15 protein-coding genes are annotated in these 26599 nt (G+C 38.7%); 3 read left to right on the top strand and 12 right to left on the bottom strand.

All coding sequences use genetic code 11. The features are described 5' to 3' along the window. The first annotated feature begins 113 nt into the window (after window positions 1–113). Complete coding sequence (rhaD, locus tag HEQ28_RS08120) at window positions 114–926, top strand: rhamnulose-1-phosphate aldolase (RefSeq protein WP_434501767.1); 813 nt, start codon at window positions 114–116, stop codon at window positions 924–926. 1086 nt (window positions 927–2012) lie between these two features. Here the strand turns inward: rhaD and HEQ28_RS08115 are convergent. From HEQ28_RS08115 to HEQ28_RS08090, 6 genes are all read right to left on the bottom strand, one after another. Beyond that, window positions 2013–3236: an IS4 family transposase gene (locus HEQ28_RS08115; protein ID WP_434501766.1), complete on the bottom strand. Its 1224-nt coding sequence runs from the start codon at window positions 3234–3236 to the stop codon at window positions 2013–2015. A 318-nt stretch (window positions 3237–3554) separates the two neighbouring features. Continuing rightward, window positions 3555–5837, bottom strand: a complete 2283-nt coding sequence (bglX, locus tag HEQ28_RS08110; protein WP_434504439.1) for a beta-glucosidase BglX — start codon at window positions 5835–5837, stop codon at window positions 3555–3557. A 7-nt stretch (window positions 5838–5844) separates the two neighbouring features. Next, window positions 5845–7215, bottom strand: a complete 1371-nt coding sequence (locus tag HEQ28_RS08105) for a glucoamylase family protein (RefSeq protein WP_434501765.1) — start codon at window positions 7213–7215, stop codon at window positions 5845–5847. Window positions 7216–7223: 8 nt separating this feature from the next. Further along, window positions 7224–9305 (bottom strand): family 43 glycosylhydrolase, encoded by a 2082-nt coding sequence (locus tag HEQ28_RS08100; RefSeq protein ID WP_434504438.1) that lies wholly within the window; start codon window positions 9303–9305, stop codon window positions 7224–7226. A 38-nt stretch (window positions 9306–9343) separates the two neighbouring features. Then, window positions 9344–10834, bottom strand: a complete 1491-nt coding sequence (locus HEQ28_RS08095; RefSeq protein ID WP_434501764.1) for a RagB/SusD family nutrient uptake outer membrane protein — start codon at window positions 10832–10834, stop codon at window positions 9344–9346. Window positions 10835–10852: 18 nt separating this feature from the next. Beyond that, complete coding sequence (locus HEQ28_RS08090) at window positions 10853–13876, bottom strand: SusC/RagA family TonB-linked outer membrane protein (protein WP_434501763.1); 3024 nt, start codon at window positions 13874–13876, stop codon at window positions 10853–10855. Window positions 13877–14129: 253 nt separating this feature from the next. On the opposite strand from HEQ28_RS08090, the gene HEQ28_RS08085 reads away from it, so the two are divergent. After that, entirely contained in the window at window positions 14130–16952 is a 2823-nt protein-coding gene (locus HEQ28_RS08085; protein ID WP_434501762.1) for a helix-turn-helix and ligand-binding sensor domain-containing protein, read from the top strand. A 438-nt stretch (window positions 16953–17390) separates the two neighbouring features. Here the strand turns inward: HEQ28_RS08085 and HEQ28_RS08080 are convergent, their stop codons facing one another. From HEQ28_RS08080 to HEQ28_RS08055, 6 genes are all read right to left on the bottom strand, one after another. Beyond that, a complete protein-coding gene (locus HEQ28_RS08080) occupies window positions 17391–17684 on the bottom strand; it encodes a hypothetical protein (protein WP_434501761.1) in 294 nt (97 codons plus the stop codon). A 183-nt stretch (window positions 17685–17867) separates the two neighbouring features. After that, a complete protein-coding gene (locus HEQ28_RS08075) occupies window positions 17868–18242 on the bottom strand; it encodes a RidA family protein (protein WP_434501760.1) in 375 nt (124 codons plus the stop codon). 8 nt (window positions 18243–18250) lie between these two features. Then, complete coding sequence (ilvA, locus tag HEQ28_RS08070) at window positions 18251–19465, bottom strand: threonine ammonia-lyase (RefSeq protein WP_434504437.1); 1215 nt, start codon at window positions 19463–19465, stop codon at window positions 18251–18253. A 78-nt stretch (window positions 19466–19543) separates the two neighbouring features. Continuing rightward, window positions 19544–20284, bottom strand: a complete 741-nt coding sequence (locus tag HEQ28_RS08065; protein ID WP_434501759.1) for a LytR/AlgR family response regulator transcription factor — start codon at window positions 20282–20284, stop codon at window positions 19544–19546. A 28-nt stretch (window positions 20285–20312) separates the two neighbouring features. Continuing rightward, window positions 20313–21167: a sensor histidine kinase gene (locus tag HEQ28_RS08060; RefSeq protein ID WP_434501758.1), complete on the bottom strand. Its 855-nt coding sequence runs from the start codon at window positions 21165–21167 to the stop codon at window positions 20313–20315. After that, window positions 21136–21363, bottom strand: a complete 228-nt coding sequence (locus tag HEQ28_RS08055) for a hypothetical protein (protein WP_434501757.1) — start codon at window positions 21361–21363, stop codon at window positions 21136–21138. The genes HEQ28_RS08060 and HEQ28_RS08055 overlap by 32 nt, the downstream gene beginning before the upstream one ends. A gap of 1607 nt (window positions 21364–22970) precedes the next feature. Between HEQ28_RS08055 and HEQ28_RS08050 the strand changes: the two genes are divergently transcribed. Continuing rightward, the gene (locus HEQ28_RS08050; RefSeq protein ID WP_434501756.1) at window positions 22971–26510 is read left to right on the top strand and encodes a family 43 glycosylhydrolase; all 3540 of its coding nucleotides are present in this window, start codon (window positions 22971–22973) and stop codon (window positions 26508–26510) included. The last annotated feature ends 89 nt before the right edge of the window (window positions 26511–26599 follow it).

Here is a 26599-nt window from a genome sequence, read left to right as displayed (position 1 = left end):
TCATTATATGATAATTGAAATATCAATTATTGAGGCTTAAAAATCATAATTCAAAGCCTTTAAAGGTAAAATAAGGCTATTTTTGCCGAAAGAAAAAACAAATCAATAAAAATATGAAACAGACAGTTTTGGAAGGCCGCGAAGCCTTAAAGAAAGAAATTGATAAGATTGCAGAAGTTGCCGGTTATCTGTGGCAGAACGGATGGGCAGAGCGCAATGGTGGTAATATCACAGTAAACATTACAGAATTGGTGGATGACAAGATTAAGAGTCTTCCTGCAATCAGCGATGTTAAGCAGATTGGTGTTACTTTGCCAGCTTTGAAAGATTGCTACTTCTTTTGCAAGGGAACTGGTAAGCGTATGCGTGATCTTGCACGTGAGCCTATGGATAACGGAAGCATTATCCGTATATTAGACGATTGTGCAAGTTATGTAATCATTGCTGACAATGCTGTTATGCCTACAAGTGAACTTCCTTCACATCTCTCAGTTCATGCACATCTTATAGAAACTGGTTCTCCATATCGTGCTACAGTACATACACACCCTATTGAACTTATTGCAATGAGTCACAACCCTAAGATGATGGGCAAGGATGTGCTTTCTAATTTATTGTGGAGCATGATTCCTGAAACAAAGGCTTTCTGTCCACTTGGATTGGGCATTGTACCTTACGAACTGCCAGGCTCAAACAATTTGGCTCAGGCTACATTGAATGAACTTGAAAACTATGATGTAGTTATGTGGGAAAAGCATGGTGTATTTGCAAAGGGACTTGATGTAATGGATGCTTTCGATCAGATTGATGTCCTTTCAAAGAGTGCCAAGATATATATCAATTCACGTTGCATGGGATTTGAACCTGAAGGAATGAGTGAAGCACAGATGAAAGAAATGACAGAAGCGTTTAACCTCCCAAGGTAAAATGATACAAATAAAAAGAGGACTTAGTTTTATATGCTTTTAAAACTAAGTCCTCTTTTTTTATTATATGGATTTTATATCTAACCCTAGTATTATATGCCTTATTCGGTATTGATTTTTTTATTACTTTTCCATAAGTGTTTAATAATAGAAAAAAGATAAAACCCAAAAAGTTCCAAAAATTATAAATAACCTCCACTTTAAGCGTAAGTTGCTATTTTATAGTATGTTAAGTGGTGGAGGATAACCTCCACTATCATCCACTATCCTCCACTAAAATTTGCTATTTTCTACGATAAAATAGATGATATGTTTAGACTACTACTTTGAAAGTTTGGCAATACTAAAAGAATATAATGGAAATTTATTTACGATATATTAATTAATAACCATATCGTTGATACAACTAAAAACATTAGTAACGATAAAACGCAAACGTTTGATCAATGGAATGCAAACTTTATAACGATATAATGGAAACGTTTGATCGTAGAAATAGAAACTTTATAACGACATAACGCAAACGTTTGATCGATAGAACGGTTGGTGGGTGATGAATAATAGAAACTTAGTAACGATAAAACCGAGATATCCTTCACTATAGCAGAAACTCTGTATCGTGAAACAGATTTATTACCAGCAGCAAAGCCGTATAAACGCAACGATGATATAATTAGTTTCTACGACATACCGTTGAGTGATTAGGCTCTAATCACTCTGCACTTTGCGATAAAACATTGAGTGATTAGGCCCTAATCACTATTTAATAAAATATCTGAATGATATTTCTTCCAAAGAATCAGGCAATTTAATAATTTGGAATAAAACGCTAAAAATAGGTGTGTTTTCGACTTTAATGTCACTTTTACCCCGATAATGTCACTTAATGTCACTCGCTAAAGCCCGATAAACAGGGCGTTTGTGACAAAGTGACATTAGTGACATTAAAAAAACTTTTCTGGTGTGCGGAAAAATCTATTAAATATTATTGCTGTCCGATAAAACTAAAAATATGATATAGATAGTTCCCGAAGCCCTTTAAAATAAGACTTCGGGATCATTATTTTGTAGAACAAGCCTCCTTAATCAAAAAAGTGATAGTTCTGGCGGACTCTCTGCCTTCTCTTTCAGATATGTTTCCCAATCTTTTTCGGGGTAGTTGAATAAACTATAAAAATCAACATAATACATAAGTGTTATTCTGATCATAGTCGCTAATCCCGAAAAGCTCCAAGAACGAGTCAATCCCTTCTTCATGATCGTTAGAAGCAGATTGGCAATGAGAGTTACCCATATTTGTATCTTTATAGCGTTGGCACTTTCCCCATAGAAATATTTTAATGGAAAGTTTTGCTTTATCTGTTTGAAGAGCAACTCAATTTCCCAGCGTTTCCTATACATGTCAATGATTTCAGTGGGCTCAGATTCCATGTCGTTGGAAAGCAATGGGATAAGTTTTTTCTTTTTTTCATCCACATAAGTTATAATCCGTGAATAATGAATGATATCTTTCTCTTTTAGATGCTTTGTAAAACAGACATGTTGTATTCTCACTTCCATAAGTCCATTAGGCGTTTGATACATAGTATCATTCAATACTCTGTATTTCAAGTTCTTTTTCATCTTCGTAACATAGATTACTCCTTTTTGCGTCATCTCTTCTAGTTTTTCGTAGTCAATGTAAGCCCGATCCATTGCCATGATATCGCCTTTATGCAATACCGCAGGTCTGAGCATAAATGAGTCATTGGTGGCTGCAGAGGTAAACTTTATATCAGAAGGAACTCCTTCATTTGCATAGATTACTGTGTGAACCTTAATACCGCCTTTCTTCTTGCCTGTTTTAGGATGACGTCCAACACCTTTAAAGAGTAGGTTCGAAAATAGAGAGATGGTTGTGGAGTCTATTATTTGCAGCTGTTTCATCCATTTAGGTTCCTTACCACTTCGGCTGTCCGATGAAAGACGAGTGTGATAAGTAGCATACAAATCACGGTATATAGCCTCAAATACTGCATCTGGACGCCTCTTGTTGGCATCTGACAATGTGCTGCGGGATGTCATCATGTTAATACCTAGGTGACAGAGTTTACGCGCTTCAGCTTGCAGTGAGGTACTTATCTCGCGAAGAGAATCAAAACGCATAATTACGGCATAGAGCATTACAACCAGATGAGTCCAGCTGTCGAAGCGCTTAATATAACGTTCTCCACCATTTTCACGACTGATTTCAATAATTTTAGACTTATCAAGTAATTTTATTACCTGACTATAGAGCGGCTGTCCGATAAAATGTGTACTTTTGCCCATGTGTTAGATTTATTTTGTGGTAAAGACAAAGATAACACATTTTAGGCTGAACTCAGAAATGAATTCAGCCTTTTTTGTTATTACTCAAAAAGTTTTATCGGACAGCAATAATTAAATATGAATTTTATAGCCTATTCAACAATCCCGAAAAAGACGGGAAACATATCGGAAAGAGAAGGTTGATAGTCCGCTAGAACCATTACTTTTTAATTGAGGGGGCTTGTTCTGCAAAAAAAGAACCCGAAGCGCCATTTAAAAGGGCTTCGGGAACTATTTACATGCTATCCCATATTTTATTGGAAAGCAATAAGTAACAATCTAATCTAATGTAAACCTTAAAGTCTTAATATCATCACTGCTACTACCTATCATAACATCAAAATCACCGGGTTCGAACTTGTAATCAAGATTCTGATTATAAAATTTCAGATCGTCGGGAGTTATCGTGAATGTAACAGCCTTGGTTTCTCCTTGTTTTAGGGATATGCGCTGAAACCCTTTCAACTCCTTTACAGGACGTGATACACTGCCCACAAGATCGCGGATGTACATCTGAACTACTTCGTCAGCATCATAACTGCCGGTATTGGTAACATCTACCGATACCTTTATTTCTCCGTTTTCACTAAGATGGTCACTACTCAACTTGGGTTCACCATATGAGAATGTGGTATACGACAATCCGTAACCGAATGGATATAGGGGAGCATTGTCGATATCAAGATAATTGCTACGGAACTTGGTAAACCATTTACCTTCTTCAAGTGGACGTCCTGTATTGAGATGACTATAATATATAGGTATCTGACCTACGCTCTTTGGCATGGTGACGGTAAGTTTGCCACTGGGCGACTTCGCTCCGAAGAGTACATCGCAGATAGCATCTCCAGCCTCGCTACCTCCAAACCAGACATTAAGTATGGCAGGAAAGTTCTGACTCTCCCATGTCATGACTGTTGCACGACCTGCAAAATTAAGAAGTACGATAGGTTTGCCTGTATTCTTGAGTGCGGTAAGAAGATCGTGCTGGGCATCGGGCATATCCAGATTGCTACGGCTGCTGCACTCACCACTCATTTCTGACGACTCGCCCACTGCGGCTACTATCACATCGGCATCGGCTGCTACTTTTAGTGCTTCGTCGAGCATCTCCTTAGCCGAACGCTTATCGCGCATTTCACGACCAAACATAGTTGCGTTCTTCTCCATTACTGAATCGTACATCAGATTGGAGCCTTTGGCATATAAGATTTGGGCTTTATTGCCTACTGCATCTTTCATAGCCTGATACAGTGATTTGTATTTATCCGCACGTGCTGCTACACTCCACGTTCCGGGCATGTTGGCACTGGTATTTGCCAATGGACCTATGAGGGCTATTCTGCCTGTTGGTTTAAGTGGAAGAAGATTGTCTTGATTCTTAAGCAAGACAAATGTTTCGGCAGCTATACGACGTGCCTCTGCACGATGTTCTGGGGTATAGATTTCTTTGGCTGCACGTTTAGCATCACAGTACTTGTATGGGTTGTCGAACAGACCTAACTTGTATTTTGCCTCTAATATACGACGGCACGCCTGATCGATAGCCTGAATTGACACTTTACCCTCGTTTAATGATTTCTCAAGTGTACCAATAAAGCCATCGGATACCATATCCATATCGGTACCTGCATTCAAAGCCAGTGTTGATACTTGTTGCAAATTGCCCATGCCATGAGCTATCATTTCAGATATGGCTGTAAAATCGGTTACTACAAAACCCTTAAAGCCCCACATGTTACGAAGTACATCTGTAAGAAGCCATTTATTGCCTGTGGCCGGTACTCCGTCAACGACATTAAATGATGTCATCACGCTACCTGCGCCGGCATCTACTGCTGCTTTATAACCGGGCATGTAATCATTGAACATACGCCAATGACTCATATCCACGGTGTTGTATTCACGACCGGCCTCTGCTCCTCCGTAGAGTGCAAAATGCTTTACGCACGACATAATGGTATTGTTGGCCTTGAGGTCATTGCCCTGATAGCCCTGAACCATCGCTTTGGCAATTTGTGCATCAAGGTAGGGGTCTTCGCCATTGCCTTCTGACATTCTGCCCCATCGTGGATCACGACTGATGTCGAGCATAGGACTGAACGTCCAGCATATTCCGTCGGCGGATGCTTCGATGGCAGCTATGCGAGCACTCTCTTTGATGGCGTTCAGATCCCAGCTGCATGATAATGACAATGGAATAGGGAACACAGTCTCATACCCATGAATGACATCCATACCAAAGATAAGCGGAATCTTAAGGCGGCTCTGTTCTACAGCCAACTTCTGCACTTCTCGTATCTTTTGAGTTCCTTTAAGATTGAAGAGTCCGCCTACCTCTCCTCTTTTTATTTTGTCTGCCACGTTGCTGCTCTTTGCCTGACCGGTGACTATATCGCCGGTAACAGGTAGATTGAGTTGACCTATTTTCTCTCTCAGGGTCATCTTACTCATCAAACGGTCTATGAATGTATCCATATTTGGATCGTCTGAGGCTGAGGCAGAACTAGCACAAAATGTAAATGCGGCGAATGCCATTACTAATATGTTTCTCTTATTCATCATATTATCAGTTATTTATTGTAAATCCTAATTTTTGCAGACCTGACTGTACTTCAGGACAACTCATAAACAAATGCCACAACAAACCTGTACGATAATTCTCTATCATCGGAGCAATAGTGAGCTGGTCTATTGCCAGATAATGGGGGGCAGTCCAATTGGCTGTCTCGGAGAAGGCATCGTAAAATCCGTACTTTCCCCATATCCAAGAACCTTTATTCCAAAAGTATTTTAGGGCTGCCATAGACTGTTGTGGGGTATAAGGGAATGATGATAGGGCTGCCGTCGGGGTGATGACACCTAAATCATTGCCAGGTGAGTGGGCTGAATATCCATCAATGGAATAACTTGCGGTGAGACCCCAGCAGTCTTTACCATAGCCTTTGTATCCTTTGGGGTTGCGGACACAATATTCATAATCGCTCATGGCATGATTACGGGTAACATTCCAATAATTGGCATACTCGTCTGTAAGACCTTTAGGACATAGGCCAATATAAGAATACTGCGACCAGAAAAGGGGACCGCCAAGTTGTTCGGCACCATTATGTTTCAACTCAAGCGGATAACCGAAGGGAGCTGCGCTGCTCTTGATGGCACCACTACGTGCCCAGCCTTCATGATAGCATTCGGTGGGGATAGAATGGGTAGGTGATGATGCTCCAAGGATATAGGCGATAAGGCATTCGTTATATCCCTGCAAGGGAAAATTCATATCCCATGCGTAATCGGGTGACCAATGCCAGTATATAACGTTTTTGCCTCCATTGCGATACCAATCGTACTCCATACTACGCCACAATGTATTTATCTTATCGGATAGTGCGCGTTCTGAACTATTGCCATCCTTGAAGTACTGACGTACACATAGCAGACTCTGCATCATAAATGAGCTTTCTACCAAATCGCCACCGTCGTCTTTTGTGCCGAACGGTTTTACTTTGCCGGTAGATCCATAAAGCCAATGAGGCCACATGCCATGAAATCTATCTGCAGTAGAAAGGTAATTTACGATTTTGGTCAAACGGGCTACGCCGTCTGTACGACTGATAAAACCTCGGTCTATACCGACAAGAAGGCCTGCCACTCCAAAACCACTACCGCCAAGGGTTACGACATCACGGTCGTTTTCGGGATAATTATTGTCTAGATGTATTCTCTCGTAAGCCATGCCCGATGTGGGGTCGGCACCATCCCACATATAGTTGAGATGTACCTTCTCTATATAGTCTAGCATCGCATCGTCACTTGCAAATGAGGTAGGCCTGCTTGCCGTTTCGGGTGCCGGTTGCGCCGGACTTTCACTGGTCTCGCCAGCCTTGCATGATACAAAGGTCATTGCAAGAAGTAACAAAACTGATAGTTTATTCTTTATCATATACAAAATCATTTTATAATAGTTTTAGATAATTCGGAACGTCCTGTTTCTCCCAAAGCCTCTATGGTAAAATAGTAGCGGCTGCCAGTATCCATGCCTCTGAAATCGTAAGATGTACTACCTAGCACGGTAATACTATTGTACAGTTTATCAGGTGCTACACCATAATAGATGTTATAGCCGTAAGCTCCTGCAGATGGTTTCCATGAAAGGTATGCGTTGCGTGTGTCTTTGGCTGAGCGGATAACGCGGAATAGTCTTACCGCTGAAGGTCTGTTACCGTCTGTATTTCCAAATACTCTAATCTCTGACAAGCAGAAATATCCTGACGAGGGCATATGCAGATTTTCCACTTTAATATACCTTGTACGTAATACCGACTTCAACTCTACATAATCGTGTGGGGCGTCTTTAGCATTATCACTCTTGTCTACAACGAGTTGCCAGTCTGTACCGTTATCACTTGACCAGATACGATACTGATAGTATAGGTCGTTAGCGCGATTGTCCTGTACAGTCTTGTAATCATAGAAGTTGAGCTGTATAGCCTTGACACTTTTTATTGCACCCAGATCAAGCTGTGCCCATTCGCCCGGATTGCCAGTCTTGGCTGTCCAATATGTGCGCATGTCCTCGTCTGTAAGACTGGAAGCAACATAGATACTGTCGGAGGATGACACTGTTGCTTTCTTGCCATAAGAGAGAAGCATCCAACCAGTGAAACGGTGTGATGGATCTTTGATGTCTTTATCGGCATTCCAACATGGATAATCGCCGAAGGCAGTATTAGAATACATCACCCCATCTCTGTCAAAAGCCATAGGATAAAGGCCTATACGACGCTCAAACTTATACTTCAAAGAAAGCATACATGTAGCGACATGCCAATAATTTCCTTTCAAGTCGACGAAAGTTCCACCATGACCTGAACCTTGAACGAAACCACCGGGTTTGTAGCACATCGGGTTATGCCGCTGATAAGTAAAAGGCCCCAATGGATTGTCACCTACATAAACGCCATCGGCATATATTTTAAATTCGGTACCGGGACCGCCATATTGAAGATAGTACTTGCCGTCATGTTTCGTCATATAGGCTCCTTCCATAAAGGGCTTTAAGGTGGTATCATCGTCATTGTTCATACCAAATCTTTCCCAGCCATGATGCTTAGGATCAAGCATTACTACATCGTGAATCTTGCTTATAGGCAGAAAATTGTCACGACTCAACTCGACTGCCTTTATGGGATATTCGTTGCTGGAACCATAGTAAAGATACAACTTGCCGTCATCATCGAGAAAGAGACACGGATCCCAGGATGGAAGTGTGCTGCATCCTACTGCCTGACGCCAACGTCCTGACCATGGATTGAGCGTATACCAGATAGGTAAGCCTTTATAGGTGGAACCTGTATAGAAGAGTGTGTCACCTGATACATAAGCTGCGGGGGCGCACTGATCATCGTCCGTGGGAAAACGCTGAAAGGAGGCTGTACAGAAATCCCAATCGCTAAGATTACGTGAATAATGAAAGCCTGCCTGATTGGTAGAAAAGAGCATATAGTGGCCTTTATAGGTAAGTGCCATCGGATCTGCTGAAGATCGGAACGAACCTTGCGACTTAACATTATCATCGTACGACTCGTAGTTGTAACTTATGTTGAGTGGGTTACAAAACGTTGTCGTCCCTGTATGACAAGGGTCGTACCAGGGCGTGGACTGAGCGCTGCGTCGGGGTAACGAAACGGATGTATCCTTTCGTTGCATCATCGTAATATCTATATTGCGATCGCTTCGTTTTCTGATGACATTAGCGAAATCCTTACCGGGATAATATACATAAAGGTGTAAATCTGTGTCGGTTGCAGTAAGATTATATACGCCATCGGCATTGGTATTGCAATGACTGGGACTGGCGAAGAACATAACTGTTGCACCCGAAAGGGGGTTGCCATCTGTATCGGTAATTCGGCCTGTAATCTGATAAGTATCGTGTACAGGAATATAATAATTACTTACTTGTCCTTTTACTACTTTTATAGTATCTGAAAAATCATAGGAGTTAATGCTCCTTGCCGAAGCAGGAAGCATTAATAATATGAATAGTATAATATAGTTAGTTCTTGTCATTACTTATCTATTGGTTCTTTATTCAAATCAGGATTGTCTGAAAGTTGATCGAACGGAATAGGGTAATATGTCTTGGCTTCGGTCCATCCATACTTGCCTAAAACGGAAGCTGCCTTTCCTGTACGGACCAAGTCGTTGTAACGTTCTCCCCACTCGCAGCATAGTTCCATGCGGCGCTCGTCAAGAATTTGGTCGACAGTAACGTTGTTTATAGCTGGCATATTGGCACGTGCTCTTACGAGGTTGAATGGTGTATCGCCATTCTTACTTAGACGAACCTTTGCCTCTGCATTCATCAGGAGTACATCGGCATAGCGAAGTATACGGATATTATTATTTGAACCGTATTTGGTACGTCCTGAAGTTAACTCATTCTTAGGAGTATAAGCTTTACCGTTCCAACAGTCTGTCTGGGTAGGATTCTGTAGTGGACGGATGACGTCACCACTTGGAGTTGTTGTTCCTGCTTCTAGGAATGATGTGGTGTATCTAACTGTTTCGCCTCTATCCTTAGCCCAGTCGCGGAATGATTTGTACAGACCGATAAATCCCCATCCTGAAATATCTCCATCATTGGCCGGACCTTGGAATACAAACCACTGATCGGCATCTACCATATCACCTGATCCTAAACCGAAGTCGGTACACTGGCACTCTAGCAAACTTTCATCGCACAGTTTTCCGGGTATCTTAAACAACTCATAGAAGTCGGGATATAAATGGAATTTATTGCTATTGATGATATCGTTGGTGAGATCTTCAACTTTTGCATAGTCGCCTTCGTTAAGATATATCTTTGCTGCCAAAGCCTCTGCAGTATATGCTGTAGCTGCTCCTACATGCTCCATCTCGTTAGGACGAACTTTGGGGCAGTTGTCTATAGCGTACTGCAAATCGCCAAGAATATAATTGTACACTGATTTCACCGTAGAACGGGTGAGGTTTGTCTGACTATTGCTACTCAGAATAGTTACAGGACCAAAGGCCTGTGTAAGGCGCCAGTATGCATAAGCTCTAAGTATTCGAACCTCTCCTTGATACGATTTGTTGGTTGTAAGGACTGCACTATTTGTGGTGTTTTCCGCGTAATTATTGAGTGATTCTAAAGCTGCATTGGCAACCTTAATCATACCATAATACTGATTCCACATCTCGTTGAGTCCCCAGAAGGTATTATCATAATTATACCCAGTAGGATCATTGGTCTTTCCTCCGAACTGATTCAGGATAGCCTGATCATCTACACGACCTGACCATACATCATCATCGCGGATAATAGAAAGCGGCCATATTACCCAGTGCATACCTCCTGTACGGAGTTTTGCGTATACACCTGACACAGGCTGGTACATATTAGCCACATCTGTGAAGTCCACGTTTTTTTCGGGCACGCTGTTTTCGGGATCTTTATCCAGATAACTACTGCATGAAGTAATAGCAAGCAATAATGTGCCAACAGCTATAACAGATATATATTTATTAATTTTCATTGTACTAAATTTTATGCGTTAGAATTGTATTTGAATACCAAATGTATAAGTTGCAGTTATAGGATAGACCTCTGTATCCCAACCTTGTGCATCACTTAGCTCAGGTGTGAATGAATTAGCTGAGAAGGTAGTGAATGGGCGGTCGGCTGTGGCACTGAGGCGTATGCTTGGAAGTGTGTAACTACCCATCTTTATATTTTTGAATGTATAACCTAACGTAACATTCTGGATGCGGAAATAATTTGCACTTTCTACAAAGAATGAGTTAACACGCTGATCTGATATATTCCAGCCACGGATAAGTGCAGCGGCAGATGGATAAGTATTGGTAGAGCCTTCGCCTGTCCAACGGTTCTTAAACTGGTCGTAATCAAAGTTGTAGTTGCTCTGAGCATAACGTAGAGCGCGTTTGCGGTTATACATCTTTGCTCCAGACTGACCGTATGTACTTACTTCAAAATCAAGATTTTTCCAAGAGAAGCCTGCATTAATGCCGTAAGTGAACTTAGGTATATAAGAGCCAAGTGCCTGACGGTCGTTACCATCAACAATACCGTCGCCATTTTTATCTTCATACTTGAAGTCACCAGGCTGCAGACCATTCTTCACGGCTGTAGGATCGGCTGCACACTCAGCTGCAGTCTGATAAATGCCGATAACCTTATATCCATAGAATGAGTTCATTTCTTCACCTACTATATTAACTGTTTCGCCACCTTTGATAATACTTGGGCCACCAAGATCTTTAACTCGGTTTTTAAGTACCGAAATATTAGTTCCAATATGATATTTGAAGTCTTTGCCTACACGGTCTGACCATGTAGCAGACAGATCAAATCCTTCGTTTAGAATCTTACCATAATTGCCAGCAAGTGTTTGATTACTGAAGGCTATCTTAGGAGATATGACAGCATGTTTGGTCATGCGGTGGAAATAGTCTGCATCTACATTTAACCTTCCCTGAAGGGTAGAGAAGTTAAGACCTGCGTTGATTTCATCTACAACTTCCCACTGTAGCCAACTGAAATATGATGTGTTCTGATATCCGGGTAGTGTAGTGTTACCAAATACGCCTGATGAACCATTACCTGTTGTTATACTTGCGAATCCATCACTTGCAGCAACGTGGTCGTTACCAAGACGTCCCCAGCTGGCACGTAACTTAAGATATTCTATTGCGCTCTGATTCTTCATAAACGGCTCTTCGGTTACGACCCATGATGCACCTACAGATGGGAAATAGCCCCATTTGTCCTGATACTTAGATGAACCGTCGGCACGCATTGTGAACATGAGGTAATACTTTCCGGCATAATCGTAGTTCAAACGTGCAAAATATGACAGACCGCGATATGTTGATCCATTATCTGATAGAGTGATGCCTGTTGAATTTCCCTGACTGAGATACTGGTATTCTTCTTTACCCTCAGGTACATTAACAGCAGTTCCACTTAAGAAGCGATACTTTTCCTGTCGCATTGACATACCTAGCATAGCACCAAAGTTGTGCTGACCATAACTGTCGCGATAGGTCATGATATTATCCCATATATAGTTGTCATAGCTTGTAGTGCTCTTAGTTAGACTAGTTGTTGCATTCTGTTGCCAGCTACTAACATAATATGTAGGTGTGAAAACCTTTCCGTTAATGTTCTGATAATTATAGTTTACACTCGTCTTTACGTTAAGTTTCTCAGGTATCAGATTAATCTGTGCATAAAGATTTGTAAGATACTGATGAGAATCGTTCTTTGAGTTAAAGTAATTAGCTGTAGCTACAGGATTGTAGAAATTGGAAGTAAAACCAACACTTGAGGGTGATGCATACTTGTTAGGGAATGAACTTGTGTTATTAGCATCGTATACAGGATAAATACCTGGAGCATTAAAAGCCTGCTGCCATGCGCTGTTGTTAGGCAATACCTGATTGGAAATGCTAACCACACTACTAAAGCCTACTTTCAACCATGATGTGGCGTCATAATCGAGAGCAGCACGGAAGTTGAGACGTTTGTAATTGTTTTTAACATCCATAACTCCGTCTTGATAGAGGTAACTCATACCTAGAGAATAAGTGGTTTTCTCGCTACCGCCTGTGATACCAAGGCTGTGATTGCTTATAATAGCTGTACGAAGCAATTCTTTATACCAGTCTGTATCACTGCCAAAAGTCCAATCGTGAAAATCTGAACCGGAATAGCTACCACCATATTTATCTATTGATGATTTTATGATTGGAGAATAAGCATCGTAGTTTGCCTCAAGAAGCATTGTTGCGTACTGCTGAGAATTTGCCATCTTAAGAACATTGGTAGCTTTCTGGAAACCTACATATCCATCATAGGTAATCTTTGCTGGCTGGTTCTTCTTTCCTTTTTTTGTGGTAACAATAACAACTCCGTTGGCTGCTCTTACACCATAAATAGCAGCAGCAGAGGCATCTTTTAATATTGACATTTCTTCAATATCCTCATTGTTAAGAAAATTGATATCGTCATAAAACATACCGTCTACTACATAAAGAGGTGAACTGTTGGCAAATGAACCAGCTCCGCGTATTCTGACTGTTGGTCCTGAACCAGGAGTACCACTGCTTATTACATTTACACCGGCTACTTTGCCTTGTATTGCAGTCATAGGTGACGTAGAAGGAACAGAACTGATATCTGCTGATTTGATTACAGTAATAGGTGATGTTAAATCTTTTGCTTTTGCAGCTCCATAACCAATAACAACAATGTCTTCAAGATTTTGCATATCGTCCTCTAACGTTACTTTCATATCCGACGATGCCTTAACCTTTTTAGCTTTCATTCCAACAAATGAAAAATTTACTGTCGCACCTGATGATACATCTTTAATAGTGAACTCACCATTCATATCAGTCACGGATCCGTGACTTGTACCATCAACCATTACTGTAGCTCCAACAATAGGCTGATTCACCTTGTCGACTACAGTTCCTTTTATTGTATTGTTCTGAGCAAAACTCAGTTGAATAATAAAAAATGAGATGAGTAATAAATAAAACTTTTTTTTCATATCAATGTATTTAGGTTAATAATTGTTTCACGCTACAAAAGAAGTAATATTATCCTTTAATAGCAAAAAATAAAATACGCTACGACTACGATACCATATAATGTCACTACGATTTTAGTACGTTTTAGTCTGTAACTAATTAATTATCAATAGATAACAAAAATAATATTTTTAGAAATATTTTTTTGTTGAATGATAATAAAAATGTATATTTGCAATTCATTAACTATTATACCATGTTATGTACTTAAATTTGAAGAAATCTTATTTTGTAATCTTATTACTGATAATAATACCTGTCAACTCATACGCATCTGAACCAATGCCTATCGTTACAAACTTTGCACCATCCAAATATAATGGAGATTTGCAAAACTGGTCGTGTACGCAAGATGTATATGGAAGAATGTTCTTCGGTAATAATAAAGGACTACTCTCGTTTGATGGATACAACTGGACTCTAACTCCTATGCCGGGAAACGGTGTTGTAAGGTCGGTAATGGCTGACGGGAATAGAATATACGCAGGGGCGTATACTGATTTCGGATATTTCGAACAAAACTTATATGGACAATATGTGTATACTTCGCTATGGCCCAAAAACTACAAGGCGCATAACGATGAGATATGGAACATCATTAAAACGCCAAACGGACATGTGTATTTCCAATCGTTCTGCTCTTGGTTTGACTATTACAAAGGTAAAATAACATCTCATTTCGATTCTAAGAATATGCCTCTTTACTTTTTCTCGCTAAATAAGGAGATATATGTACAAATGATTAATGGGGATTTCTATTTGCTTCGTAATAATAGGTTTGTACACCTTCTGGATAGGAAATCTTATGGGGATGATAATGTAGTAGCAGCATTACCATATAGCAATAATAGAATACTGCTTTTAACAGAACATAACGGTATATTTCTTTTCTCGAAAGGTAAACTGACAAAATGGAGAACAAAGATTGATAATGACCTGATGAAATACCAAGTAAACAGAGGAGTAATATTAGGACAATCCACAATCATAATAGGAACTATATCAAACGGAATATATGCCATAGATAATAATGGACGCAGTAAATGGCATTATAATATAGAAAACCGACTATATGATAATACTGTATTACGACTATTCATCGACAGGGAAAACAATATATGGGCGGCTCTGGATATAGGAATATCACTTATACATACGGGAATCCCTCTTACATTATTACGTACTGACAATTTCAACCAACCTATTGGAATGGTTTATGGAATGAGTATTGTCAACAATAATGCATATATCGGAACTAATCTTTCTGTTTGGAGGTATGATATAGCAAAAGGAATAATAAATCAGGTAAAAAAGACTGATGGACAAAACTGGTATGTAGCGAGATTCGGCAATGATATATTTGCTGGAAATAACTTGGGTACTAGGGTAATAAATGGTAACGAGAGTGTTAAGATGCCGGGGGCTATAAATGGAAGCACTAGTATAAGAGAATACTCTTATTACGGACAAACAGCTCTCATAGAATCGTCATACAGTTTCTTCAGAATATACAGAAAAGTTGGTGGTAAATGGATATTCTCAAATTCCTTAACAGGATTTTCTATGCCTATAAGTGAATTTGAAATAGACAATAGCGGTGTGATATGGGCTGCACAAATGAGCAAAGGACTTTTTAAGATAGAATTGTCTAAAGATCTAAAGAGAATAGTTCACTGGCACTACTATAAATCTATGCCCGGGACTGTATATTCGGGTAAGATGCACGTACTGAATATTCGGGGTCGTGTAATATTCTCTGATGGATATAAACTTTATACATATGATGATATACAAAAGCGTATAATCGAATATAATGAACTAGATAACATTTGTAAAAAAGGTGTTATCTCGGCAATAAATATCGATAATAACACATTCTGGATTGCTGATGAAAACGGATACTCGAAGGTTCACTTCAATGGACACAGATACTATACTGAGGTATTCATACCAAGTGCCATATTCGGTCTGGAATGTAATACTAGTAGTAATCCTATCTACGTTAACGGTAATGATGCGTTCTTTTTCATGAATAATGGAATAGGTTGTTACAGAAGCAACTCCGGATACATCAAGAACACTAAATACATACTTAAAATAACAAAGGTTGGTAATTATGATTCGGACAACAAATTGCATCTGTTATCTTGCAATGATGAAGTGGAGAGCATATCAACAAACGACAATATTTCGATTGCTCTATCCTACCCAAATTATAATAATGAAAAGTATATATTCAAATATAAATTGGAAGGATCGGGAACGAATATAAACTCACAGTCGGAATCACCAAATGTGGTTTACAACAGTTTAAACTATGGTGATTACAAGTTTACAGCTACTGTTTGTTCTGTATCGGGTAAGGTATTGGGGCAAATGGTATATAGGTTCAGTCATAACAGACCTTTACTATTATCTTGGGTTGCTTTTATATTCTACGCTATATTACTATATATTATCATTCACATATACATTAACTGGCGTTCGAACAAACTGATACGTATAAATCAAGAAAAAGCCAATGATGAACTTATGCGCAAGAGTTTGAAAGTATTGGAGCAGGAACAAATTATAGCTCAACAGCAAAAGTTGTTGCTTGAAAATGAGATAGAGGTGAAAGGGAAAGAAATGGCCAGTCTGGCTTTGGCTAATGTAGCAAGGAAGAACTCTGTGGAAGCTATAAAGGATGCATTACGTGAAAAGGAACGAACGGGTTCATTAAGTAGAAGAGATATAGATAGAATGCTTAGTATGATAGACAACAATGATACGGATCAGTTCTGGTCTGTATTTCAAAATAATTTTGATCTTATACATAAGAATTTCTTTCGCAATCTACACAAAAAATATCCAAATATAACTCCGTCTGACTTAAGGTTTTGTGCTCTTCTCCGTCTGAATCTCAACACGAAGGATATTGCCAGATTTACTAATCTTACAATACGTGGTGTTGAAGGTGCAAGGTATCGTCTACGCAAGAAAATCGATATTGCGGCAGACAAGTCTCTAACAGATTTTCTAATTGAATTTGAGTAATTAGTGACATTAAAAAAACTTTTTCTGGTATACGGAAAAAACTAAATAATTCTAGAATATGTTGTACATAATACTTTAAGGATTATAATTAGATAATTATGGAAAGTTATATTTCCATTCTACAACAAATAGAATATTTTTTATATATTTGCAAGTAGTATTTGTTAATATATTATCTTTGTCATGGGAAGAAAAAAAGTATATAGATATTTTATGAGATGGCTGAGGCTGTTTATTATGCTCTCTGGTTTATGGACAATGGGATTTGTAGTTAATGAAATGCCATTTAAACAATCCTGCAGAATACTTGTTTCCTCATTTGTATTTGGCTTGGTGTTGTCTTTAACAGTAATATTAGAGGATGTGTATAAGAAAAAAAAGAAAATGAAATAATATCATTCTCTTACTTACTGATAAAATAGGCTAGTAAAAAATCATTCATGTCCAGAACTCATTTTGCTGTGAATCGGTCATCGTTGCGCCACATTGCGGACAAGTCTTTCCATTCCATTTATAAATTCTGTCGCTTCCGCAATTCAGACATAGACGTCCTGACTCTGATTGGAATGATGGAGCTGCATCTCCTATAGCACCTCCCACAACAAGAGGTTGCAGGGTGTGACAGTCCGGACAAGACATGGTGACAATATGCTGCCCCATGAAGCCTACACCTTCGTAAATGTCAGCTTCATATCCGCACTTAATGCATTTGTATTTCTTCTTGATAGCCATTTGTTATAATTAATATGCTGATGCAGATGTAATTATTAACATACAAATATTATTCTGTCTAAGAATATAATTAAGATGTTGCACGTAGCTAATCTAATTATATAATGGGCATTTGAAGAGTTTTTTATCTTCATGAAAAGAAGATAAAGAAGCTCCGGAATATATATTCCAGAGCTTTTTTATTTATTTTGCAGCCAATACTTCAACTTCTACTAGTGCACCCTTTGGCAGAGCTTTAACTGCAACGGCTGAGCGAGCAGGATAAGGCTCATTGAAGAATTGAGCGTAGATCTCGTTCATAGCAGCGAAGTCACCCATATCTGCCATGTAGACAGTTGTTTTTACAACATGGCTCAAATCAGTTCCGGCTTCCTTTAGAATGTTACTTGCATTCGTCAAAGCCTGCTTTGTCTGTTCCTTTATACCACCTTCAACGAAGTCGCCTGTTGCTGGATCTATTGGAATCTGACCTGAAGCGAAGACAAAACCGTTTACCTCGATAGCCTGGCTATAAGGACCTATAGCTGCAGGCGCGTTGTTTGTGTGAATAGCTTTCATAATTAATATTATACTTTTAGATTTGAATTATTCGTTATTGTTATTCCTTTATCCTCAAGAGCCTTGCGAATCTCATCTATATGCTCTTGATTCTTTGTCTCCATCGTTACGCGTAGTATACATGCATTCACCTTATTTCGGTTTCCTGTTCTGTCATGATGTACACTTGTTATGTTTGCGCCTTTGTTAGCAATAACCATACAAACATCAACGAGTTTACCAGGTTGGTCATCAAGTTGCATATCAAGAGTACACAGACGACCGCTTTTGGCGAGACCTCTGTTGATAACTCTGTTGAGAATAGTAACGTCAATGTTTCCTCCACTCACAATACAAACGGTCTTTTTACCCTTTACAGGAACTTTATTGAACATCACAGCGGCAACACTTGCGGCGCCAGCCCCCTCGGCTATCATCTTTTCTGATTCAATGAGTTTCAGTATTGCTGCGCATATCTCGTCTTCGCTGACGGTAACAACTTCATCAACATATTTTGAACAAGTTTCAAAAGTAAGTTTGCCTGGTTCTTTTACTGCAATACCGTCAGCAACAGTAGATACCGATGAGAGACATTCTCTTTTTTTGTCGCAGAGACTTTTCTGCATGCTTGGTGCACCTTCTGCCTGAACACCATAAACCTTTATCTTTGGGTTGAGGCTCTTTATGGCAAATGCCACTCCAGAGATAAGTCCTCCACCACCAACAGGAACAACAACTGCATCAAGGCTAGGTAACTGTTCCATGAGTTCAAGTCCGATAGTGCCTTGACCGGCGATTACATTCTCATCATCAAAAGGATGTACGAAAGTATAACCTTTTTCGTCGTGTAGCTGCAGTGCCTTTTGATATGCGTCATCATAAACTCCTGGTACAAGACAAACGTCTGCACCTAGCCGTCGTGTAGCTTCTACCTTACTTATCGGAGCTCCTTCTGGCAGGCAGATAAGGCTTTTCACTCCCATAGCTGTAGCACCTAGTGCCACACCCTGAGCATGGTTTCCAGCAGAACAGGCAACAACGCCCTTCGCCTTTTCCTCTTCAGACAGCTGTGAAATCTTGTAATAAGCTCCACGAATTTTAAACGAGCCTGTCTTTTGCAGGCATTCCGGTTTGAGATAAACATCTACATCCGGGTTAATTTTTTTGGTATGCACCAATTCTGTCTTGCGGATTACATTGCTCAAGACATAGCGTGCTTTATAAAAATTGTCTAACTGCAGCATCTTTTTCATCGTTTTATGTTAGCAATACTCATTGCAAAGTTACAATGATTTTTTTGTATATCGCTAAAACGAATCAGTTTATTTTCCCAAAAAACGTGTGTTTAAATAATTATTAAAAGTATCCCTATATAAATCACCTATTGGTAGATACGCATCTTTGTCAATAATGACACGATTCTTGTTTACTTCAATAATTTTATCTAGGTTTATAATATATGAACGATGAATGCGCATAAAGTTTGCAGGCAGGCGTTCTTCAAGCTTTTTCATACTTAGCAAAACGATAAGTGGCTTAGGCTGAGAGATTAGATGTATCTTCATATATTCACTCATGCCCTCAACATATAATATATCGGCGATGTCAACTTTAACGATTCTGTGCTCTGTCTTAAAGAATAGGGTAGAGGCATCTTCTGATCCATCAGATATACTTTGAGCTGAAGACGAATCGCTATCGTTAATCTGTTCATAAACGCGCTTAACTTTATTTGCCGCACGTTGGAACTCGTCAAGTCCAAATGGTTTCAGCAGATAGTCAACTGCGTCAACCTTATATCCTTCTACGGCATACTCACTGTAAGCTGTCGTGAAGACTATTATTGGAGGAGATGCAAGACTCTTCACGAAGTCCATACCATTGATGTCTGGCATGTTGATGTCACAGAATATTGCATCTACAACTTCGCTCTCCATGATCTGTTTCGCCTCAATCGCTCCCTGGCATTGACCGACAATAGACAGAAATGGAATCTTGCTGATATATGTAACGAGTTGCTGCAATGCAAGTGGCTCGTCGTCAATAGCTATACATTTAATCATATATTTTGAGTTGTTTGTTTATATACTGTTATGCGATTGGCAAGTCCAACTTTACATTGTATGTATCAGTATAGTCATCAATATCCAATGTAAATTTGTCGCCATAGATAAGTTCCAGCCTTCGTTTTACGTTGGCTAGTCCTACGCCACCTTGTTTAGGTAATCCTGTTTCTTCTTTTTCGGCATTATCTTCTGGCTTTTTGCTATTGCTGCACATAAAGTATAGTCGTTTATCGATGAAACTTATGTTGATAATTATAAAACTGTCTTGTTTATAACTTACACCATGCTTGAAAGCATTTTCTATGAATGTGATCAGCATCAGTGGAGGTATTCCGCTGTCGTTTATTGGATCCTGTATGTTAAGTGAAATCTTAACTTTATCAGTGTATCTGAGTTTCATTAATGTGATATAGTTTTTGATAAACTGTATCTCACGTGCGATAGGGATAAGCGGCTTGTTACCTTCATACAGAATGTAGCGCATCATCTTCGAAAGTTCAACAATAGTAGTCTTTGCTTTCTCTGGATCTATATCTACAAGCGCATGTATATTGTTAAGCGTGTTCATAAAGAAATGCGGGTTTATCTGGTATTTCAGGTATTCCAGTTGTTGCTGAAGGTTTTGCTTCTCCAGCTGCTGCATCTCCATAGAGTCTTTATCATTTTTAAAATACAGTTTCACCCCAAGGTTCATACCGATGATTAATACCAGTATTACCGATGACACAATATCTTTTTCTCCTATGAACATAGGCATGTCTGGACGTCTGCCTTTCATATCCGGTCCCATGTTCATTCCTTCAGGTCCGTTATTAGCTCTGTCAAATTCATGTGGTGGTTTTTCTACCTTATATCCATGCATCTGCAAGTCTCTTGTCATGAATTCTATTCTGTGCATTTCCATCTTCTTTCTGAAATTTCTTGGTCTCAGTGAGCATTGAAAGATGACAAAAATCGTGATGAGGCATATTGTGGTGAGAAAATAAATGAGTTTCTTTTTCTTGTATATCAGCAAGGGTGCCAATATGAAATTGTGTATAAGGAATATTATAAGGTATACCGTATATAAATTCCATACATGGAAAATCTCCGACCAGTCCATTGTCATGGCTGAGTTATTCTGCACCCGCATATACATACTTGATGCGGGTGCTATAAATAATATCAACCATAAGGCTAGATATATCAGATTTTCTTTATAAGTGGATAACTTCACTTTCATTGTTTTTATAACGTAATGTTTATATATAAATTGCATGTGATGCTTATTATCAATAGTTTACAACTCCCATAACTCCTAAGCTGTTGCTGATGTTCCGGTGCTATAGAGCGTTGCGTGGGTAATAAGTTCAATAGCAATATCAAATATTGCCAATAAGTTTATACGCTGTTTCATAATTATTTTGGTTTAAATAGACTTTCTGCAAATATAAACACATATTATATTCTTTTAAAAATTAATCAGCCAACACCGCATTTTTTTCAGCAAACGGGAATACATAAAAAGAGGTGCATCACTTATTGTAGTGATGCACCTCAGATGTTGAATTATATAACTACTTAATAGTCTGTGTTTTGTGAGATAAAGTTTGTTCTTCCTTATGTTTTGTATCACCAGTGCCCTGTGCCCTGAGATATAATACTTGAGTAACCCAAGAGCCTATGCCCCTGAATGATGTGCCACTTTCCAAAGCATCATCTGTTAAATATCTGTTACGGTCTGGAAAGTTACGGTTGGCATACGCATAGCCTATGCTCCAGTCAAGTGCATCGCTGCTAATAGTATGCTTACCCGTAAACCGACCGTTAATATGTTGCTCACTATGACGGAACTGTTCTTGGCTAGTTGCACCATTGCCACCTCTGTGTTCTTACGCTCTACCGCTGTAATGGTAACTTCGCCCAGTTGTTGCTCGTCTTCTTTCAAAGCCACACTTATTGTGTTATCTTGCTCATTTGAAAAAGATTGCACGCCGTCAATATTTTAGTCTAATACGATATCTTCTTTATAAAAAGATTGTATGCTACCGTTCCTCTTTTAAATCTTTAGTTTGTCTTTTTTAGACATTGCAAAGATAAATGAGAAATGTTTCAATAACATTGCCTTGAAGTTATGAAATCCTTACATTGTGATTACATGCACGAAATGAATAATACAAATGTGTTAAGCGTGTGCTTATATATAATATATAAGGTGAAAAGTTTGGCAGAAGGATGAGATAGACGAAACAATTCTCAAAATCGCATGTTATATTTGTCCTTCTGATCTTGTGTGCGATTACAATGTTAAAATCGAAAAATAATGAAGAAATTAGTTGGAACGTATTTCTTTATTTCATATATTTGAATCGTAATCAAATAGGAACCAATCCGTTTGAGGATGGTCAACCTAATTTCTTTTAGTCATACAATATGACTATCTGATTTTAATAATCAGAACAAGAACAATGGGGCGGGGAATGATAAAATTTTCTCCGCCTTTCTTTGTGCCTTTTATTGTAGTAAAGATAAGATTTTAGATTATTATATTCATATAAACTTAATTTGTTACACTACGAAAAGTATATGTAATATGTCATTAATCATATTATAATTTATTATATTACTTTTGTAAAATCAAGATGCAGCATGTCTAGTTTAAATAATGTAAGACTGCATAAATAATAATCTATTATCATTTGTTATGAATAATAAATCCTTAAAGACTATACTATATATAGTCTTATTATTCTCTTCAATTACAGCCTCTGCTTGGGAGGGAATGGCTATGCCACAACTGCATGTAGAAGGCAGGTATTTCAAGGATCCTAATGGAAACATCGTAAATTTACATGGCTTTGCACAGACTTATAGTCCGTGGTTTAATGAGCGTGGTGCCAAATGGAATAACTATGATGTCAACACATGTCTAAGTTATAATCAAGGCTTGATAGACAATATTATGGCTGCCGGCTGGAAGATGAACTTTATGCGTTTGCATATGGATCCATATTGGTCTAATACTCCTGGCATAAGAACAAAGGGCGAGAATGATATTTCGGCTTTTGATTACGATCGTTTCAAGACATATTTCCAAAGTGTTTTCGTGCCGATGGCTAAATATGCAATCAGTCACGGACTTTATGTTATTATGCGTCCACCTGGTGTATGCCCAGATTCTATAGCTGTGGGCGATGCATATCAACAGTATCTTATCAAGGTTTGGAATTATGTTTCTGCTGACTCATATATCAAGAATAATCCAAACATCATGTTTGAGCTTGCCAATGAACCAGTACGTATCTGGTCTGATGGTAAACAGGCTGGTTTCAAGGAGTTGAGCGAATATTTCCAAACTATAACCAATACGATTCGTGCTAATTGTAATAATATTGTATTGGTGCCAGGATTGAGTTATCAAGCAAACTATGAAGGTTTTGCCGACTATCCGATAAAGGGCGAAAATGTAGGCTATGCTGTGCATTGTTATCCTGGATGGTATAATAGTGGATCAGAAAATACACCTAATGTAAACTATCAATTATTTAATGATGGTTGGAACAAACAGATAAAACCAATATCAGACTTGGCGCCTATAGTTGTTACTGAGATGGACTGGGCTCCAGAAAAGTATAATTCCTCATTTGGTAAAGGTGTTACAGGAATTGCTGGTGGAACAGGCTTTGGAGCAAACTTTAAGAAGATAACTGACGATTGTGGAAATGTAAGTTGGTTGATATTCACAACTCCTGAACTTCTAGCACAGTTCAAAGATGAACAGGGAAGTGGTGATACTTTCCTAACTGATAATGAAGCATGTCCTTGGCCTGCTTATCATTGGTATAAGGATTATGCAAATAAACAATACCCACATACCGATTTTACATTTAAATCATGTTCTGATAATGGAGATGGAACATTTACAAACCCTGTGATTCAGGCTGATTTTCCAGACCCAGATGTTCAGAAGGTTGGTGATACATATTACATTGTGACCACCACAATGCATAATTTTCCGGGTTGTACTCTGCTTAAATCAAAAGATTTAGTGAATTGGGAATATTGCTGTAATCCTCTTGAAAAGATGTCGGCTAATGCTGAATACAATCTTGAAGATGGTAAAAATATTTATTCCAAAGGTGCATGGGCTAACAGCTTGATGTACAAGAATGGAAAATTTTATATACTTTTCAATGCCTTTGGCAATGGTGATGATGCTGGAGGTTATCTGTTGTCGGCTACAGATGCAGAGGGCCCTTGGACAATGACACGTCTTTCACGTGGATATTATGATCCAGGACTTATGACAGATAATGATGGTACTACTTACGTGGTATGTGGAAATGGAAACCTAAAGGTTATTCAGTTGGATGATAACTTCGCCCCTGTGAAGGAAGCTGATGTAGACGGAGGCTTTGATGGACTTGAAGGAAGCCATTTCTTCAAAAAAGATGGGTATTATTATATCTATTCTACTTGTTGTGCATGGCCTGCAACACAGTGGTGTTTCCGTTCAAAAAATGTATTTGGTCCTTACGAGAAAAAGAAGGTATTCGATAGTGATGATATTCATCAAGGGGCAATGATACAGACTCAAAGCGGTGAATGGTGGACAATGCTAATGAGAGATTGTGGTGCTTTCGGCAGAATGCCTTATTTGTTGCCTGTAACTTGGAATGATAACTGGCCTGTTATTGGTAATAATGGCACAGATGCAGGAACATACACTAAGCCGAATGTTGGTGTGAACTATGATAGAAAGTATATGCCGACAAATGATAATTTCAAAAATTATCTGTTGGGTAGCCAATGGCAATGGAATCATAATCAAGACAAGTCTAAATGGTCTTTATTAGAAAATCCAGGTAAACTACGCCTTTACACAGCATCTGTAACCGATTCTTTACAGAAATCACGCAATATGCTTACACAGCGCATATTTGGATTTAGGGACAATACTAAACCTTCTTATGGCACTATACGAATGAACATAAGCAAGATGAATGACGGGGACATGGCTGGACTTGCTATATTTCAGAATCCGTATGCTTATATAGCAATAAACAAGCAGGGCAGTATTCTTAATCTTGTACAGAGTAATACGGCAGATAAAAAGATTTATTCAAATGCGATAGCATGTGATTCAGTGATATACTTACGTGCCGTTGCCGATATCGCTACATCTAAAGCTACATTCTATTATAGTCTTGATAATGCTACATATACTAAGTTTGGACAAGACTTGGATATGAAGTATAATTTATCTGTATTTGTTGGAAATCGTTTCGGTATATTCAACTACGCTACAAAGGAACTTGGTGGAAGTGTAGACGTGGACTGGTTTTCAACAGAGAAGGACTTTTCTGAAGATACTTTCTATGATAAGTCTTCGGTGGCATATTCCGAAAACTATCTTACTGTAGCTTCTATATCGGCAGATAAGCCTTCTTATTCGTTGCTTACAAATTCAGCGAAATCGTTTGTTCTTACTGCTACATATAAAGACGGACATACAGAAGATATAACTTCGAGTGCTAATTATAAGATTTCAAATAATCAGGTTGTCGGTGTAAAGAATGGGAGACTAACATCTTATAGTGAAGGAAATGCTGTAGTGACAGCAAGTTACAATGATGCACTTAGTAATACCGTTTCTACAAGTATTAATATATCTGTAAGTGCATTTCCTCTCACGGCTGCCGGTATTAATCCTTCCGTTTATGGAAGTGGTACGTTTGATGAATCTACACATACATTGGTTACTGGACAATATGGTTTTGGAGGTTGGGAATATACTAATGGAACAGACTTATCTGGGTATAAGTACATAGTGATAGAAATGAATAAGGCGCAAAGTAACGGTGCTTCTTTTCGACTCTTTGATGAAAATAGCTATTGGAGTAGTCCTTCAATGACGAATATCGGTAGCAGCACGACGGTAAAAATAGAACTAGCAAAGTTAGTAAAAAATGGAACTACAACACCCTTAGACCTATCACATATCTATATAGCAGGTTTCTGGTCTTATGGTGGCGGTGATATCTCTATAAAGAATATATTTTTCAGCAACGACGGAGAGACTCCTGTCACTGGTATTCATGAGATTGAAGAAACAGATAAGCCTGTAGATGTGTATAACCTTTCGGGTATGCTTCTTTATTCAAAGTTAAAGAAGGGGGATGTTTTGAAAAAACTATCCAAAGGAGTATATATAATTGAGGGTAAATGTGTGGTTATAAAATAGTGTTTAATGTAAATAGTAATAAATAAAATTTTGAAAAACCATTTATTTTGTATAAATTTGCATACAATTTTAAAGTTATTGTATAGTTA

Origin of the sequence: Prevotella sp., from assembly GCF_051059605.1 — a bacterium.
GTDB lineage: Bacteria > Bacteroidota > Bacteroidia > Bacteroidales > Bacteroidaceae > Prevotella.
The sequence above is the reverse complement of the archived record's forward strand: the minus strand, read 5'-3'. Positions and strand labels throughout refer to the sequence as shown.

Excerpts from the sequence above, each read along its gene's own strand:
- rhaD (WP_434501767.1), top strand. The coding sequence starts at position 114 with ATGAAACAGACAGTTTTGGAAGGCCGCGAAGCCTTAAAGAAAGAAATT.
- HEQ28_RS08115 (WP_434501766.1), bottom strand. The coding sequence starts at position 3,236 with ATGGGCAAAAGTACACATTTTATCGGACAGCCGCTCTATAGTCAGGTA.
- bglX (WP_434504439.1), bottom strand. The coding sequence starts at position 5,837 with ATGAATAAGAGAAACATATTAGTAATGGCATTCGCCGCATTTACATTT.
- HEQ28_RS08105 (WP_434501765.1), bottom strand. The coding sequence starts at position 7,215 with ATGATAAAGAATAAACTATCAGTTTTGTTACTTCTTGCAATGACCTTT.
- HEQ28_RS08100 (WP_434504438.1), bottom strand. The coding sequence starts at position 9,305 with ATGCTTCCTGCTTCGGCAAGGAGCATTAACTCCTATGATTTTTCAGAT.
- HEQ28_RS08095 (WP_434501764.1), bottom strand. The coding sequence starts at position 10,834 with ATGAAAATTAATAAATATATATCTGTTATAGCTGTTGGCACATTATTG.
- HEQ28_RS08090 (WP_434501763.1), bottom strand. The coding sequence starts at position 13,876 with ATGAAAAAAAAGTTTTATTTATTACTCATCTCATTTTTTATTATTCAA.
- HEQ28_RS08080 (WP_434501761.1), bottom strand. The coding sequence starts at position 17,684 with ATGGCTATCAAGAAGAAATACAAATGCATTAAGTGCGGATATGAAGCT.
- HEQ28_RS08075 (WP_434501760.1), bottom strand. The coding sequence starts at position 18,242 with ATGAAAGCTATTCACACAAACAACGCGCCTGCAGCTATAGGTCCTTAT.
- ilvA (WP_434504437.1), bottom strand. The coding sequence starts at position 19,465 with ATGCTGCAGTTAGACAATTTTTATAAAGCACGCTATGTCTTGAGCAAT.
- HEQ28_RS08065 (WP_434501759.1), bottom strand. The coding sequence starts at position 20,284 with ATGATTAAATGTATAGCTATTGACGACGAGCCACTTGCATTGCAGCAA.
- HEQ28_RS08060 (WP_434501758.1), bottom strand. The coding sequence starts at position 21,167 with ATGACAAGAGACTTGCAGATGCATGGATATAAGGTAGAAAAACCACCA.
- HEQ28_RS08055 (WP_434501757.1), bottom strand. The coding sequence starts at position 21,363 with ATGGAATTTATATACGGTATACCTTATAATATTCCTTATACACAATTT.
- HEQ28_RS08050 (WP_434501756.1), top strand. The coding sequence starts at position 22,971 with ATGAATAATAAATCCTTAAAGACTATACTATATATAGTCTTATTATTC.